We start from the raw sequence: 16501 nt of genomic DNA, 5'->3' as shown, positions 1-16501 counted from the left end.
GCTAGCGTCCGCGCGGCAGGCCGCGGCGTTCGTTCTCGGTCAGCCGCGCGATCTGCGCGTCGGTCAGCGCGCCATGTCCCAGCATCTGGATGAAGCCCGAGGGGTCGTAGCTGGCCTGCTCCGCCGGCTTGCGCGGCACCGGCCCGCCGCCCTCCCCGCCCGGCGTGCCGCCTCCACCGCCCGGGCCGGCCGCGGGCTCGTTGCCGAAGCCGAGCACGCGCACCGTGAACACCGAGGGCAAGGCCTGGCGTGCGGACTTGCGTTCGCGCTGCACCGTGTCCTGCGCCGCCATCGCGGCTTGCGAGGCGGCCGCGCTCGCGTTGGTGAGCGCGCCCACGTTGACCGACGCCACTACCGGCAGCCCGGCCGATTCGCCCTTGACCTGGATGTTGGCCGCGTTGACCACCTGCAAGGCCGCGAGGTTCACGTTGCCCGAGACGCGGATACCGGCCTCGCCCGCGTCGATGGTGCCCAAGGGCGCGATCAGGTCGACGTCGCCCGGCGGCACTTCCGGAATCGGATCGAGCGTCGCGATGCCCGCGCCGGTGCTCGGCACGTTGGGCGAGAGCTTCACGTTGCCCAGCGTGTCGTACTCGCGCTTGGGCGGCGTGTAGACCACGGTGGTCTTCGAGCCCCGGCCGGCATTGATGTCGCCCGTGGCCGACCACGCGAGGATGTCGCCGCCGAAGGTGGTCATGATGCGCGACAGGCCCAGCAGGATGCTGCCCTGGCTGTACATCTGGATGCTGCCCTCGCCCTGGGTCAGCAGGCCCGCGGGCACCGCGTCCTCCTTGATCGAGGGCGTCACGCCCTCCACGCCGACGACGGTCTGGCCGCCCGGCGCCAGGGTCTGGATGCCGCCGCCCACGACCGTGCGGATGCCCGCGTTGCTGTCCACGCCCTGGTAGAGCGTGATGTCGCCCGCGCGCCGGATCGGCTGGCCGGCCGCATCGGTGTCGGGGAACAGCGTGGCGATGGCATCGCGCCCGCGCAGGTAGCTGCCGTAGCGCGGGCTGTCGGCGTCGTTGTACTCGCGCCCGCCGGCCGTGAGCTCGGCGAAATAGACCTGCCGCACGAAGATGCGCTGCTGCTCGGCGGGCAAGGCCAGGAAGTAGGCCAGGGCATCGGCCCCGCCCGGGCCCGCATAGCCGTAGCGCTGGCCCAGCCACTGGGCCAGCTCGGCCTCGTAGGTGCGCGCGACCTTGCCGGGCTGGTCGGCCAGCGGCTGGCCGGTGGCGGCGAGCCGGGTTGCGTCGAGGTAGCGCCGCGCGAAGCCGGTGTAGTCGACCGTGCCCTCGCCCGGCGCGCCCGCGCCCAGGCCCGCCTGCAGCGTGATGCCCGCGCCCGGCCGCGTGTCGCCGGGGACCAGCGGGCCCAGGCTGGTCAGGCTGGCCTGGCTGCCCTGGTAGATCTGCCCGCCCGCCGAGACCTCGAGCGAGCCGGGGCCGGCGATCGTCCAGCCGGTGAACAGCACGCTGCCTTGTGCCGCGATCATCGACACGTCGTTGGCGCCGTTCTGCACGATCAGGCCGCGGGTGTCGACGATGTCGCGGCCGGCCACCATGCGCAGCGGGCCGGCGGATTGGTAGTACGGCATCGAGAGGCCGCCCGTGGCGAGCGCGTCGGTCATGTAGATGCGTCCCGACTGGATGCCGACGATGTCGCCTTTCAGCGCATAGATGCGCGTGCCCTGGCCGCCGAGCGTGCTGTCGTCGACGACGCTGTTGGGCCCGAACATGAACATCGTGCCTTCGATGGCCACGCGGTCGAGCGGTGTATCGGCGTTGCCCCAGTAGTTGGAGTCGAGCACCTTGCGGCCGCGGCTGTCGAGCTCCCCGCCCAGGCGCCAGGCCGGATTCAGCGGGGTGGCGATGCTGTTCGCCGAGGCGCCCAGGATGGCGATCGGCGAGGAGCCGTTGGAGACGTTGTTGGCGGCATCGCCGCTGATCAGGTCGCGCGCCAGCAGCTCGAGCGCGCTGTGCGAGGACGGCATCAGCAGCACCTCGCCGCCGGTCGCGTAGTAGATGCTGCCGCCCAGCGCCGCCGCGCGCAGCACCGAGGGCACGACATTGCCGCTTTTGACGATGGGCGTGAGGTTGCCGCCGGCCGACACCAGGTCGATCTGCGTGGCCGGCGTCCACAGGGTGAACCAGGTCGATCCGAAGCCGGTGATGCCGTCCGCGTTGGTGCCCGCGGTTTCGCTGACGGGCGTGTCGCGGCCGGGATCGGTGAAGGTGTTCACCGCCAGGTCGCCCAGCGTGCGCACGCGCACCGCGCCGTCGCCAGGCGCGAAGCTGGCCTCGCCGCTGGAGCGGCTGGCATAGGGGGTGTAGGGGTCGAGCGGGCGCTGGTCGCGCAGGCGATAGCCGTAGCCCAGCAGCCGCTCGCTGCCCACGCTGCCAGCCGTCACGGTGGTATCGCCGCGCAGGCCCACGAACATCCCGCCGTTGATCTGGCCGCCCGCGCTCACGTCGAGCGCGCCGCCGCCGGTCTGCAGCAGCTGCCCGTCCACCACGCGGCCGCTGCCGGCCGCCGCCACCACGAGGCTGCGGTTGCCTTCGCCCAACGTCGCTCCGTCGGGCAGGCCGATGTTGCCGCCCGCGCGCACCGTGACGTTGCCGCCGCCCAGCGTGCCCACGCCCGTGAAGGCGGGCAGCTCCAGCAACTGGGGAAAGGGCGCGGCGCTGTTGAACGAGTAGGTGCCGAAGTTGATGCCCCAGGCGGTCGGCTGGTCCAGGCCCGCGCCGCCCTGGCGCCACAGCCAGGTGCCGATCGACTGGCTGTCCCGGGCCTGGAAGCCCAGGATGTCGCCTTGCGCGGCCAGCGTGAAGTCGCCGCCCTGCGTGGGCATCCATAGGCGCGTGCTGTTGAGCGTGGGCTCGTAGGCGCCGTTGGCCGCGCCGAGCACGGTGCCGTCGGTCTGCAGCCCGCGGTCCAGGTTGAACGGCGCGCTCGCCGCGCCGTCGATGGCGGTGCCGGCGGTGTAGACGCCGAACGGCGACTTCTGCACGTAGTTGCCGCCGGCCAGCAGCTCGAGGTCGCCGGTGCCGGTGCGGATCACGCTGCTGCCGATCGAGACCACGGGCGATGCCAGGCCGATCAGGTGCGCGTCCTCCAGCGTGATGTTGCCCATGCCCGCCAGTTGGCTCGCCGTGTGCAGCGCGCGCGTGTCCGCGCTGCCCAGGTCGGCCCCCGCCACCAGCCGCATCGACCACGACTGCATGCCCGGTGCCAGCATCGGCGCCATCGCCCATTGCCGGCCCTGGGTGCCGTCCGGCCCCACCGGACGCGTCGGCGCGATGGCGCCGCCCACGTAGCCCTGCACGACGGTGTTGACGGGAAGAATGGAGCCGGCCGGCAGCGTGTAGTCCTCCGTCAGCAAGGCGCCGTTGGTCAGGAAGCCCAGCGGCGTGCCCGCCGGGATGGTGATGGCCGACAGCACGACCGATCCCATGCCCACGTTGAAGCCGGCGCCGAAGGTCTGGCCCTGGTTGAGCACGGTCTGCGCGGGGATGACCTCGCCCTTGCGGTACAGCACCGAGCCGTCGGCGTTGTACACATTGGCGGTCGCCACCGTGTCGTAGGAGAAGAAGGCCTCGAGCACCTGGGCCTCCGCCGGCAGGGTCGCGTTGGGGTTGACGGCGATGCTGTAGAAGAAGCCCGGATCGGTGATCGTGATCGCGAAATTCAAGGTGGCATCGGACGGGAACAAGGTGAAGGCCTGCACCGTCACGGGGGTGGGAATGTTCACCGCGCTGGTCAGGGTGCCGACCGGCAGTTGCACGCCCCAGCCGTTGTCGTCGGGCGAGGCACCGGGCGGCGCGAAGCCGTCGCTGATGCTGCCGTTGATCTTCAGGTCGCCCGTGGCGCGCAGCACCAGCACGCCCGGTTCGCCCGAGCCGCGCAGGGCCGGGTCGGCGCCGGGGCCGTAGCGGTAGCCCGAGAGGTCGATGTCGCCCTCGGTCGACAGGCTGCCCGTGCCGTCGAGCTCGACGCCGGGGCGCAGGTGATAGGCCGCGCCATAGGCGCGCAGTCCGGCCAGGCGGCCCTGCAGGCCGTCGTTGGCCCATGCCGCGTCGATGAAGCGGCGGCTGTCGACGTCGATGCCGTCGAGCAGCTGCTGGTCGATGACCGTGCCGTCCGCCAGCGTGTAGGTGCGGAAGCCCACCACGGCGATGGAGGCGGCGCCGCGGATGTTCAGGGGACCGGCCGCCTGGATCGCGATGTCGTTGTCGCGGGACGCATCGGCGGCGTCCGGGCCGCGGCGCGGCGCGGCGATCTCCACCTGGCCGCGCGCGATGCCGTCGGGCGTGCTCAGGTCCAGCGTGGCGCCGGGCTGCAGCGTGACGCTGCCGCGCGTCGAGCTCAGCGCGATGTGCGCGCGGTTGGAGGCGTCGATCGGCTGGCCGTTGCTGTCGACGGCCAGCTGCGTGGCATGTACGTCCAGCACCGACGAGGCACTCAGGGTCAGGTCGCCGCTGGCGGTCAGCGCGATGCTGCCCGGCCCGCGGCCCGATGCATCGAGCCTGCCATTCACCGTCAGGCTGCCATCGTCGAGCACGATCGCGATCCTGTTCGCGCGCACGCCGTCGCCGACCGCCAGGTCGCCATGCGCGATGCGGAAGCCGCGCAGCGCGGTGAAGCCGGTGTCGTTGAGCTGCGTGTTCAGGGCGGCGAAGCCGGCGTTGTCGAGCGCGCCCACCTGCTCGATGAAGCTGCCCTGCGCAAAGCCCTGCCCGCCGCTGCCGCGCAGCGTGCCGTTCCATTGCACGGTGGCGCCGTCGGCCAGCGCGCTCGCCTGGATCGAGCCCGCGTCGCTCGCGGCGGCGGAGACGTCGATGGTCGATCCGGCCTGCTGCGCGATGCTGCCGCCCGTGCTGGTCGCGGTCAGCGCGCCGCCCCAGGAATCGCGCGACACGTCGTAGAACGTGACGTGGCGCCCGCTCAGGTCGATGGCGGCGTTCGCGCCGAAGACGATGTCGCCCGTGCCTTGCACGTCGAGCTTGCCGGTGGGCAAGGCGATGGCGGTGTCCAGCGTCACTTTGCGGCCGCTGAAGGCCAGCGAGGCGCCCAGGTCCTGCACCTCGTTCGTGCGGCCCGCCGTCGCACCCTCGGGCAGCGCGACATGGATGTCGCCACCGGCCGCATAGCGCATGGTCGAGCCGCTGGCGCCGGTCAGCAGCGGCGTGCGGATGTCGAGCGCGCCGCCTTGCAGCGTGCCCGAGGCATCGCGCGTCAGGCCCACCGACAGCGAGCCCTTATTGTTGGCGGTCACCGCTTGAGCCGCATCGATGGTGACGTCGGCGAAGCCCAGCGCCACGCGGTCGAGCGCGGTCTGGCTCTGCGCGCGGGCATGGGCGTCGTAGCCGAAGATCATCGTGTTGACGTCCAGCACCAGGTGGCCCGTGCCGGAGCCCGGACCGCCGGGCACGGTCGCCACCGGGTCCGCACTCGCGTACGGCGAGTCGTTCGTTCCCAGGCCCGAGCGCACGCCGTTCCACACCAGCGTGTCGGTGACCAGGCGCACCTCGTCGCCCGCGTTGCCCCAGCCGTAGAAGGCCGGCGTGTTGATGGCCAGCTGCGCCTTCGATTCCCCGGTGTCGAGCGTGACCGTCCCGTAGAAGTTGAGGGTGTCGGCGGTCAGCGCCAGCCGTTCCAGCGCGGGCAGGCCGCTGTCGGTGGCGGGCCGCAGCAGGCGCGCGAGCACGTCCTGCGTCAGCCGCCAGCCCGTGGGCAGCACGCCGGCGGCATCGGCCTGCGCCAGGGCCGCGTCGTTGCCGATGTTGATCTGGTGCTGCGCCACCGTGACGAAGCGCGCGCCCAGGTTGACGTTGCCCAGGCTCAGGTCGCCCGGCGCCAGGAAGGCGACCGTGCCGGTGGTCAGCAGGCTGGCCCCATCGGCCACGCGGATGCGGCCCGTGCCCTGCGCGGGCAGGAAGTCGAGGAAGCCGTTGGCGACCGCCAGCACCGCGGGCCCGCTGGCCGTGGGGGCCAGGAAGTTGGCATAGAGGTAGCCGAGGCTGGAGTCGGCCGCCGGGTCGGCGAAGCCGCGGGTGTCGAGCACGGCCGAGGTGTCGACCGACAGGTCGTTGCCGATCAGGAAGATCTGGCCGGCCTTGAGCGCCGCGCCCTCGCCCACGTGGACCGTGCCCGCGCCCCCCATCGTGAAGTAGACGCGCGGGCTGTCGCTCTGGTTGGTGTTGCCGTCGAAATAGCTGGTCCAGCCGCCGATGGAGATCGACGCGGCATTCATCGCATTGAGGTCGCTCGCCGCGAGCGTGATGCGCCCCGGCACGGGCGTGGCGCCATCGGCCGTGACGTCGATGGCCGCGTTGCCGGTCACGATCACGCGGCCGGCCCCGCCGCCCGGCGCGCCGCCCATCAGTGCCTGGCCCTCGAAGCTGAGGGCGTCGCCGCCCGCGTCCGAGCGCATCAGGTCGAAGCGCAGGATCTTGCCGTCGGCCGGCAGCAGGGGCCGCACGCGGCCGAAGCGGGCCGCCTGCTGGATGGCGAAGTCCGAGTAGCTGGTCTCGTTGTACTGCGAGAACCGGCGCACCGCGGCGCCCGGCGTCACCAGCACGGCGGTGGGCAGGCTGTCGCGAATGCCGGTGCCGGCCAGCGACAGCACGCCGCTGGTCTGCCACGAACCGTTGGGCACGGCCACGGCGGGTTGCCGCGCCAGCCCCGGCGTCGCGGACGGGCCGGTGGCGACCTCGACGCGGAAGGCGCCCGGCAGCAGCGCATAGCTCGAGGGCAGCAGCGTGTAGGTGCCGGCGGGCAGGCCGGGCACGCCGGCGCCGATCTGGATCTGCCGCCCGATGGCCGGATCGCCGGCCCCCTTGTCGGCGATGACGGGCGCATAGGCCGAGGCGTAGCCGGGCAGCACCGCGTAGACCTGGTTCGAGGCCGCGCTGTAGCGGTTGCCCGCGGGATTGGCGTTGTACAGCGGCGTGGCCAGCACATCGACCGAACCGCCGCGCCCGGTGACGAAGCCCTGGCCGCGCAGGTCGCCGCCGCCCGACACGTCGAGCGTCGCGCCCGCCTCGACCACGACGTGCTGGCCGCCCAGGCTGATGCCCGAGAGCAGCTCGCCGCCGTCCTTGACGCCGCCGGGCAGGCCCGTGAAGGCGGGGGCACCGCGGTAGTCCAGGCCGTCGGTGGTGCCGCCGTAGGGCATGACCAGGCCCGCCGCGCTGACGGAGGTCACGCTGCCCGGCCGCAGCACCACCGTGGTGTCGTCCGTGGCCTTCTCGTTCAGCGGCGCCCCCAGTGGCGACGGACTGTCGTTGATGGTGATGGTGCCCAGCGGCGCGCGCAGCGTGCCGCCCTGGTCCACCGTGCCGGCGCGCAGCAGCAGCTTGCCGAACACCGAGGCCGGCATCGGCGCATCCTGGCCGCTGGAGCGAAGGGTCAGCGTGCGCTGCGAATCGAGTTGCTCGATCGGGTTGCCGAATGCGTTCGGCACGGTGATGCGCCCCGCGAGGATGGTCGCGCTGGCCCCGCTCATCGGATAGAGCTGCGCCGACTCGATGGCGATGTCGCCGCTCGCGTACAGCCGGGTGTTGCCCAGCCGCACGTCGCCCGATGCCTTCAGGTTGAGGCTGGCGAAACCCGGGAGGTCCACGAGTCGAGACGGCACGTTCAGCAGGCCCCCGCCGTCGCCCTGGATCCCGCCCGTGCCCGAGAGCAGGGTGTCGTAGAGGTCGATCAGCGAGGCCTCGATGGTCAGCGCGCTGCTGCCGCTGACGCTCGACGCCATGAGCGCGCCGTCCTTGTTGATCAGCCCGGGCGAATAGAAGCCGACCGAGCCGGCCCATGGCTGGTCGTCGGGACGGATCGGATAGCCGCCGTCCAGGCGCACATAGGGCGCGCGCAGGTTCACGCGGGCGTCGGGCGTGGCGGCGTCCACGGTGTAGACGCCGCCCTTGAGATTCAGGCTGCGGCCCAGCGACAGGTCGATGTCGCCCTGGAACACGAACAGGTCCTGCGTCCCCAGCGTCAGGGCGTCGAAGCCGCCGGCGACGACCTGGTCCATGCCCAGCCGCGTGTCGCCCACCGCGAGGCTGCGGTCGGCCTGGCCCGGTGCCAGGTCGGCGGGCAGGCGGCTGCCGGGGCGGACCTGCGTCAGCGTGATGTTGTGCATGTGCTGCACCGCCTCGGGCAAGGTGCCGGTGGCGTCGTAGTCGGCGCCGCTGTAGGCGCGGCCATCCATGAGGAGCGTCAGCGCGCCGCCGGCCGCGCCGGCGCCGCCGGCCCGGGCGCGCAGATCGCCGTCGATGTAGATGCCCGTGTTCGACTCCAGCGCGATGCTGCCGCCCGCGCCGGCCAGCACGGTCGGCTGCGCGATCGCGCCGGGGCCGCTGCCCGCGGCCAGGTCGACCGTCGCCTGCGCGCCGGAGGCATCGAGCAGCGCCCCGGCACGGATGACGACGAAGTCGTCGGTGGGCCCGAGCGTGATCGAACCGCCATCGGGCGCGACGCCGTAGGCGCGGCCTTCGCTGTCGTGCGCCACGTAGGCGCGCGCCGCGGCATCGAGTACCGCATGCTCGCCGACCCAGATCGACCGGCCATCGACGAAGCTGCTGGCCGCGCCGTGGAAGAACGGGTAGCGCGTGTTCACCGCGATCGCGCCGCCCCAGGCGTTCACGCGGCCCTCGAGCGTGACCTGGCCGCCGCTGCTCAGGAGCGAGATGGACTGGCCGGGATCGACCGACAGCGTGGAGCCCTCGCCCAGCACGATCGGCGAACTCGCGTCGTACGCGGAGCCGGCGAGCAGCACCAGGTCGGCGCCGAGGCGCTGCGCGAGCCGTGCGCTGTCGGGATGTTCCTCGTACAGCGGCGGGGTCCAGCGCTGCAGGGCCTGCGCGGGGTCGGTGCCGGTGGCCGGCGCCTGCCGGCTGCCGTCCCAGCGGTAGACCGGCATGGCCACCTCCAGCGTCGCGCCGGCGGGCAGCGTCACGCCGTCATGGCCGTGGATCTCGTAGTGGGAGAAGCCGCTCTCGAACAGCGCGCCGCGCAGCGTCAGCACCGGCTTGACCGCCACGTCGACCGGCAGCGTCGTGCCGGGCTGCAGCAGCGTGCCGGCCGCGATCACCAGCGGCTGCGCGACGATGGCGCCGGCTGCGTACACCGTCGTCACGGGCTTGACCGGGATGCCGTCGGGGAAGGCATCGGCCGCCACCGTGACCGTGGCGCTGCCCGCGAGGTTGAGGGCCGTCATGACCGCACCCTTGGGCACGCGCGTGCCCGGTCCCGCGAAGAAAGGCGCGGTGCTGAACTGCGCCGAAGCCACGCCCGGCGGAACCACCCAGTCCGCGGCCAGCGTCAGCGGTTTCTGTGCCGAAATGATCGGCACCAGGGGGCCGCCGATCTTCTGCCCCGGCGCGACCCGGGTCACGGTCGCGGAGAAGCCGAACGGGATCGCGCTGCCCGCCTCGACCAGGTAGTCGTTGGCCAGCCGCAGTCCCGCCGACGACGACTGGCCCGCCGCCAGCGTTCCATCGCTGCCCACGGGCGCGAGGCCCAGGCCGATCGCCTGCGCGGCCTCGATGGTCAGCGTGCCGCCGCCGTTCACGCCATAGGCGCGCACCTCGCCGTCCACGCGCAGCAGGCCGCCCGGCCCGGCCGCGGCCGCGTTCACCACATAGCCTGCGGCCAGCGTGACGTCGCCGCCCGTGCCGCCTTGCAGGCTGCCGTCGGCGCGCAGGATCGCGCCCGACGAGACGTCGATGACGCCGCCGGCCTGCAGCGTCACGTCGCCCGTGTTGCGCACGGCCACCGTGCCGCCGTCGAGGTAAGGCAGGTAGCGCCGGTCGTCCGCGTCCTGCTGCAGGTTGCTCCAGATGCCGCGCGCGTCCAGCGTGACGCCGCCGCCGATGACGACACTGGGCGTGGTGCCCGCGGGCGCGCCCAGCTGGGCATCGCTCGAGATGCCGTTCTCCGGCGACACCATGGGCACCACGTCGCCCAGGAGGATGCGGCCCGAGCGCGCCGTCAGGCCGGCGTCGACCTTGACGGTGGGCGCGTACAGCGCGATCTGTCCGCCGGGCGTCACGGCGAGCGCGGCCTGCACCGCGATGTCTTCCTTCGCGCTGCCCACGATGGCGCCGAGGCCCATGCGCGTCAGTCCGTCCGCGTCCAGCCGCAGCGTGCCCTGCGGGTCGGCGGCCGCGCCGTCCGGCGCCGCGTCGAACACGATGTGCGCCAGCGTCGGCGTGAGGTTGTGGAACAGGCCGACGGGGCCGTTCTTCGCATCGGTGTTGAGCGCCGAGTCGTAGCGGCCCAGGATCAGCTGGCCGGCATGCGCCACCGCGTTGTGCGACTGGTCGTAGCCGTCCTCCAGCCCCGCATCGGCCTTCTGCGCCTGGCGCGGGCCCTGGAAGGCATCGGCCGTGATGTCGCCGCCGAGCGTCGCGGCGCTGGTGGCGATCACCAGCCGGCCCGCGTCGCGACCGACCGTGTAGCCGCTCTCGAGCCGCTGCTGCGGCCCGATCAGCGGGTTGTAGAAGAAGCCCGTGGCCTTGTCGCCCCAGCGCTTGTGCTCGTCCTCGAAGCCCTTGTACAGGCCCGTGTAGCTCAGGTCCGCCGGCGCTTTCGACACCTCGTACAGGCGCCCGTCCGCGCCCTTGAGCCAACTCTGGCGGATCGTGCCGGTCTGCACGTCGAGCGTGCCGCCCGACAGGTTGATGTTCGAGCCGCGCTGCGTGGCCACCTCGCCGCCCGTGAAGCTCACGCTGCCGCCCTGCGCGGACCATTCGCCGATGCCGTGGCCCTGCAGGCCCAGGTAGCCGCCGACCTCGAGCAGGCCGCCCGCCGTGTACCAGCGCTCCTTGTCGTAGCCGCCCGTGCCGGCGGCCACGTGAACCAGCTGGCGGCGGTCGATCCACACATTGGCGTTGTTGAGCCAGGTGGTGTCGCGGTTGAGCGGCGCATCGCGCTGCTCGTTGCCCTGGATGTTGATCTCGATGTTGTTCGAGGCCATCGCCACCTGCACGCCGACCGCGCCCGAGACGTCGAGCCGCGCGCCGTCGGCCACCGTGCTGCGGCCACCCGCCGCCCCGCTGCTCACCGCGAGCTGGCCGCCGGTGGCCAGCGTGGTGGAGCCGCCCTCGAACAGCACGCCGCCGCCCGAGACGATCTCGATGCGCGACTGGTCGCGGCGGTCGTCCTGCAGCGACAGGTTGTCGAACACGCCCTGCGCGGTGGTCCGGCGCGCGAAGTCCAGCTTGGCCGATTCGGCGATCAGGGCATCGCGCTGGCTGTCGAGCGCGGTGCGGCCGTTCTGGTCGTCGAGCAGGATCGCGTTGAGCGCCTTCTGCGTGACGGTGATGCTGCTGTCCTTGTCCGAGGCCGAGGCCAGCAGATGGATGGTGCCGCGCGTGTCGACCGTGGTGGTGGCCACCGCCACGCCGTCCTGCACCACCTTGCGGCCCGTCAGCGTGATGTCGCCCTCGCTCGCCCGCAGCAGGCCGCGGTTGGTGACGGTGCCGGCCGTGCTGCCGGCATCGAACAGCGGCGCCACTTCGTTGCCGCGCGTGGTCGAGGACTGGTTGGCGTCGGTGCCTTGCCCCGCGCGAACCACGAAGGCATCGCCCGCGGCGAGCTGCACCTGTCCGCGCGGCGTGGTGATGGTGCCGGCGTTGTCGACCTCGGCGCCCAGCAGCAAGGCATAGCCGCCGCCGCGCGTGACCGAGGCGGGCGTGTGGGTCGTGAGCTGCGCGCCCGCTTCCACCTTCACGGCCCCCAGTGCTTCGGTGAAGCTCGGCGTGTAGGCGCCGCTGGCCTGTTCGCTGTAGATGCCGCGTGCCTTGAACTGCTCATCGCCGATCTTCGCGGCCGCCGCCACGAGGTTGCGCGTGTCGGTCTGGCTCGAGCCGCTGAACACGATGCCGTTGCGGTTCGCGATCAGCACCGTGCCGTCGCCCTTGATCTGCCCCTGGATCTGCGAAGGCCGCGCCTGCGGATCGTTGATGCGGTTGAGCACCGCCCAATCGGCTTGCTGCTTGAAATCGACCGTGGTGCGCTTGCCGACGTTGAAGCTCTCCCAGTTGAGGATCGCGCGGTCGCCGGTCTGCTGGATGGTGACCGTGGTGCGGCCATCGCCGCCTTGCGATTGCACGGGCGCCTGGGCATTGAGCCAGCCCGCGGTCAGCGAATTGGTGTCGACCTTCAAGCCGCCATCGGCCAGGCCATCGGGCACCGACGAAGGATCGTCCAGTGCCGCCTGCCGCGCGGCCGCCTGCGCGGCCTGCTGCGCCGCGATCGCCTGCGCCGCGAGGTTCAGGTTGCCGATCGAGCGCTGCAGCTGCTCGCTGGCGCGCTGCTGTTGCGCCTGCGGACTCGTGAGGTTCGATGCCGGCGTACCGTTGGGCAGGCGGCCGGTCGCGATGGCGATGTTCTGCGCCATGTTCTTCTGCGCCATCCAGCCCGCGCTGAAGGCGCGCTGCGCATGGGCCGGCGGCGCGACCGCGGAGGCGGCACCCGCCAGCGCGAGGGCCATGGCCTGCGCCAGCGGCGAAATGCGGAAGTTCCTCGTTCGCACCACGGCCGGCTGGCGGCTGCGGTGTCCCTCGTGTGTGTTCATCTGGCGCCCGGTAAGAAATGCAATGCACTGGCATGGCAGGAATCCATGCCTCTCACAGGACAGACCGGGCAACGCAAACAAAACCGCTAACTTTCTCAAACCTGATCGGACGCGGGGGCCAATCAAGCTGTCACACGACTCAGCTAAGCAGCAGCACGCCACCCGGCAGGGCCCGTGCGCGCAGGTCGTACGAACGCTGGATCTGCACCAGCACGGTGTCGAGCGCGGCGATGGCGAAACGCCCGTTCACGGCGCGCTCCGAGAGGCCGCGCGCCAGCAGCAGCACGCGGCCCGGCCGGTAGCGGTTGATCTCGGCGATCACGCGCGACAGCGGCGTCTGGCGGAACACCAGCACGCCGGTGCGCCAGGCCGAGGCGTCGGCATCGCGGATCGCCTCGGGCGCGCCGATCGAGCCCGCGTCGTACACCAGCTGCTGGCGCGGCTGCAGCAGCTGCGTTCCCATCGCATGCGCGACGCGCACGCTGCCCTCGACGCAGCTGACGCAGGCGCTGCCGTCGAGGTAGCGCACCTCGAAGCGTCCCGCCTGCGCCTCGACGCGGCCCGCGCCGGCCGTGACGCTGAAGCCCGGCCCGGCCGCGGTGGACGCTGCGGACAGGTCCACCGCCGTCTCGCCCTCGATCAGCGCGATGCCCACCGTGCGGCCGTCACGCACGCGGCGCTGCACGCTGGTCTGCGTGTTGAGCACCAGGTCGACGCCCTCGGACAGCGCCACCGTGCGCTGCTCGCCGGTGGCGGTGCGGAAGTCGGCATTCCATTCGCCCAGCGCGGGCCACAGCCCGAGCGGCGGGTACACGGCCAGCGCCACACCCGCCGCGCCGGCGGCACCGACGGCCGCGCCCAGGAAGGCGCGGCGCGGCAGCGCGGGACTGCGCGCGGGCTGGCCCGAGGCCTGGCGGTGCGCGGCCAGCAAGGCGGGATGCTCCGACATCATCTGGCCGATGGCGGGGTCGAGCGCCTTCCACAGGCGGCGCGCCTCCGCGAAGGCCTGCGCATGCACGGGGCTCGCCGCCTGCCAGCGGCGCAAGCCCTCGAGGTCGCGCTGCGTGGCCGCGCCGGAGGTGAGCCGGCGCAGCCAGGCCTGCGCTTCGCGCTGCGGCTGATCGGCGGGGCCGGACTCGGCGGGAATGTTCATATCCATAAGACGGCCAGGCGCGCGGCGAACCGCGTTTTATTTTTCATGCGAAGCCCTCTGTGCGAGCGCGCGCCCCATGCGGGCGGCGCAGAAGTCGTGCGCATCCTTGAGTTCCTTCTCGACCGTGCGCAGCGAAATGCCCAGCCGCGCCGCGACCTCGCGCTGCGGCAGGTGTTCCCAGCGCACCATCACCAGCACCTGGCGCCGGCGTGCCGGCATGCGCGCGATGAGCGCCGCGAGCGCCGCCATCTCGGAGCGGTCCTCCGCGATCTGCGCCGGGCCGGGCGCCGGGTCGGGCGCCTCGTCGAGCAGCGCCTCGATCTCCTCGGCGCTGGCCAGCCGGCCCTGCCGGCCGAGCTGGTCGTAGGCCAGGTTGACCGCCACGCGCAGCAGGTAGGAGGCCGGGTCGCGCACGCCGTCGATGTCGTCGCGGCTTTCGAGGCGCAGCCAGGTGTCCTGCAGCGCGTCGCCGGCCTGCTCGGCATTGCCGAGCCGCCGCGCGAGCCGCTGCTTGAGCTCGTCGTAGCGCGACACCAGGAAGTTGCGCAGCGCCGGCAGCGCGTTCTCGGGCACGCTCATCGATCGGGCCCTCCGTGCCGCCCGGGGCACTCGAGCCCGGGTGTCTGCGCGCGCGGCAGGATCAGCATCGTCAATGGCTGCGCCATCTCGGGCGGCGGCGCGCGGTCGATGCGCACCTGGCGCAGCGTCTCCAGGATCGCGCCGTCGCGCGCGCGGTCGCCGCTCGTGTGCAGCAGGAAGGCATTGGCGATGCGCCCACTGCCATCGACCACGAAGCGCATCGCCGCGCGGTAGCCGCCGGGCAAGGTGCGTGGATTGCCGCAGAAGGCCTCCCAGATGCGCGTCTGCACCAGGCCGTCGTAGCCGGGCTGCGGGTCCGCCGGCGCCGCGCGGGACGCCACCGCGCGCTCGCGCGAGGCCGCCTCGTCGGGCAGCGGCTTGAGCACGAAGGCGGCGCCGGGCCCGGTGCCCGCGTAGTCGGCGACCAGGCCCGTGCCCTGCAGCAGCAAGGCGAGCGCCTCGGCCGGCGTGAGCACGGCCTGCACCGGCGAGGCGTCGCGGCCCGCCACCAGTTCGGCATCGAAGAACACCGGCAGGCCGGTGCGCAGGCCGTACTGCTCCAGCGCCGCGGTCAGCGGCTGCCGCGCGATGTCGAAGCGCATCGCCTCGGCCTGCGCGCGCGCACTCACGGCCGCAAAGGCCATGCACGCCGCGAGCACGCAGCTTGCCAGGGAGGAAGGAAGAGGAGGTGCATGCCGCATGAAGTCGATACGCCCGGCGAAGGCCGCCGCCCGGGGGGCATGTCGAGGCGGATGCTAGGAATGCTTCGTGACGTTCAGATGACGGCGCGCGTCGCGGCCGGCCCTTCGCGGCCGGGGTTTTGAGGCTCTCGGGTAAAATCCGCCCTGGGTGGCATGCCGTTTCGGGCATTCCAGGATTTGCGCAGGTCGGGCCGCCTCGCGGTTTCGCCTCGTCGAGGAATCCCATGTCCCACACCCCGATCCAGTGGATCGCCGCGGCCATCTTTGCCGTCGCCCTGCTCCACACCTTCAGCGCCAAGCAGTTCGAGCGCCTCTCCCACCGCCATCCACGCCATGCCGGCCTGTTTCACCTGCTCGGTGAAGTCGAGGTCGTGTTCGGCTTCTGGGCCATCGTGCTGGTGGTGTCGATGGCGCTGTTTGCCGGCGGCGGCACCGCGCTCGACTATGCCGAGTCGCGCAACTACACCGAGCCGCTGTTCGTCTTCGTGGTGATGGTGATCGCGGCCTCGCGTCCCGTGCTGCGCACGGCGATGTCGCTGGTCGACACGCTCGCGCGCATCGCGCCCGTGCCCACGCCGGTTGCGCGCGCATGGCTGGGCCTCGCGGCGGTGCCGCTGCTCGGCTCGCTGATCACCGAGCCCGCCGCCATGACCATCGCCGCGCTGATGCTCGCGCCGCAGATCTTCCGCCCGCGCGTGCCGGAGGCCGTGAAGTACCTGGCGCTGGGCGTGCTGTTCGTCAACATCTCGATCGGCGGCACGCTGACCTCCTATGCCGCGCCGCCGGTGCTGATGGTGGCGACCACCTGGCAATGGGACAGCGCCTTCATGCTCGCCACCTTCGGCTGGAAGGCCGCGATCGCGGTGCTGCTGAACGCCACCGTCGCCACCTGGGTGCTGCGCAAGCATCTGCAGTCCGCGGCGGTCGACGAGGGCGCGGCGCCCGAAGCGCGCGTTCCGCTGCCGGTGGTCGCGGTGCACCTGGGCCTGCTCGCGGGCGTGGTGCTGTTCGCCCACCATCCGGTGGTGTTCCTCGGCCTGTTCCTGATGTTCCTCGGCTTCACCCAGGCCTACGAGCGCCACCAGAGCCCGCCGATCCTCAAGGAGGCGCTGCTCGTGGGCTTCTTCCTCGCGGGCCTGGTGGTGCTGGGCGGCATGCAGCAGTGGTGGCTGCAGCCCATCGTCTCGGCGCTCGCGCCCGTCGCGCTGTTCCTCGGCGCCCTGGGCCTCACCGCCATCACCGACAACGCCGCCCTCACCTACCTGGGCTCGCTGATCGTCGGCATCTCCGACGAATCGAAGTACATGCTGGTGGCGGGCGCCGTGGCCGGGGGCGGCCTGACGGTGATCGCCAATGCGCCCAATCCCGCGGGCGTGGCGTTGCTCAAGCGCGGTTTCGCCGACGAGACCATCGGCGCGGGCGGGCTGCTGCTCGGTGCGCTGGGGCCGACCGCCGTCGCGGCGGCGGCGTTCCTGTTCCTGTGAG

Annotated in this window: 5 protein-coding genes; 1 reads left to right on the top strand and 4 read right to left on the bottom strand. The window is 72.4% G+C overall.

Going from position 1 to position 16501, the window contains the following annotated elements:
• Position 1: 1 nt before the first annotated feature.
• The 4 genes from AC07RV_RS03335 to AC07RV_RS03320 form a co-directional block, all read right to left on the bottom strand.
• The gene (locus tag AC07RV_RS03335; RefSeq protein WP_296782410.1) at positions 2-12583 is read right to left on the bottom strand and encodes a filamentous hemagglutinin family protein; all 12582 of its coding nucleotides are present in this window, start codon (positions 12581-12583) and stop codon (positions 2-4) included.
• Between the two features lie 139 nt (positions 12584-12722).
• Positions 12723-13736, bottom strand: coding sequence for a FecR family protein (locus tag AC07RV_RS03330; protein ID WP_296782409.1), 1014 nt, complete (start codon positions 13734-13736; stop codon positions 12723-12725).
• 36 nt (positions 13737-13772) lie between these two features.
• Positions 13773-14315 carry an RNA polymerase sigma factor gene (locus tag AC07RV_RS03325; protein WP_296782407.1) on the bottom strand — a complete coding sequence of 181 codons (543 nt, stop codon included), beginning with the start codon at positions 14313-14315 and terminating at the stop codon, positions 13773-13775.
• Positions 14312-14959 carry a TonB C-terminal domain-containing protein gene (locus AC07RV_RS03320; RefSeq protein WP_296782405.1) on the bottom strand — a complete coding sequence of 216 codons (648 nt, stop codon included), beginning with the start codon at positions 14957-14959 and terminating at the stop codon, positions 14312-14314. The genes AC07RV_RS03325 and AC07RV_RS03320 overlap by 4 nt, the downstream gene beginning before the upstream one ends.
• Positions 14960-15240: 281 nt before the next feature.
• On the opposite strand from AC07RV_RS03320, the gene AC07RV_RS03315 reads away from it, so the two are divergent.
• The gene (locus tag AC07RV_RS03315) at positions 15241-16500 is read left to right on the top strand and encodes a putative Na+/H+ antiporter (RefSeq protein ID WP_296782402.1); all 1260 of its coding nucleotides are present in this window, start codon (positions 15241-15243) and stop codon (positions 16498-16500) included.
• Position 16501: the final 1 nt, after the last annotated feature.

Source organism: Variovorax sp. GW821-FHT09B01, from assembly GCF_059418345.1.
This window is presented reverse-complemented; position numbering and strand designations above follow the sequence as displayed.

Coding starts and splice junctions, on each gene's coding strand:
- AC07RV_RS03335 (WP_296782410.1), bottom strand. CDS start 12,583: ATGAACACACACGAGGGACACCGCAGCCGCCAGCCGGCCGTGGTGCGA.
- AC07RV_RS03330 (WP_296782409.1), bottom strand. CDS start 13,736: ATGAACATTCCCGCCGAGTCCGGCCCCGCCGATCAGCCGCAGCGCGAA.
- AC07RV_RS03325 (WP_296782407.1), bottom strand. CDS start 14,315: ATGAGCGTGCCCGAGAACGCGCTGCCGGCGCTGCGCAACTTCCTGGTG.
- AC07RV_RS03320 (WP_296782405.1), bottom strand. CDS start 14,959: ATGGCCTTTGCGGCCGTGAGTGCGCGCGCGCAGGCCGAGGCGATGCGC.
- AC07RV_RS03315 (WP_296782402.1), top strand. CDS start 15,241: ATGTCCCACACCCCGATCCAGTGGATCGCCGCGGCCATCTTTGCCGTC.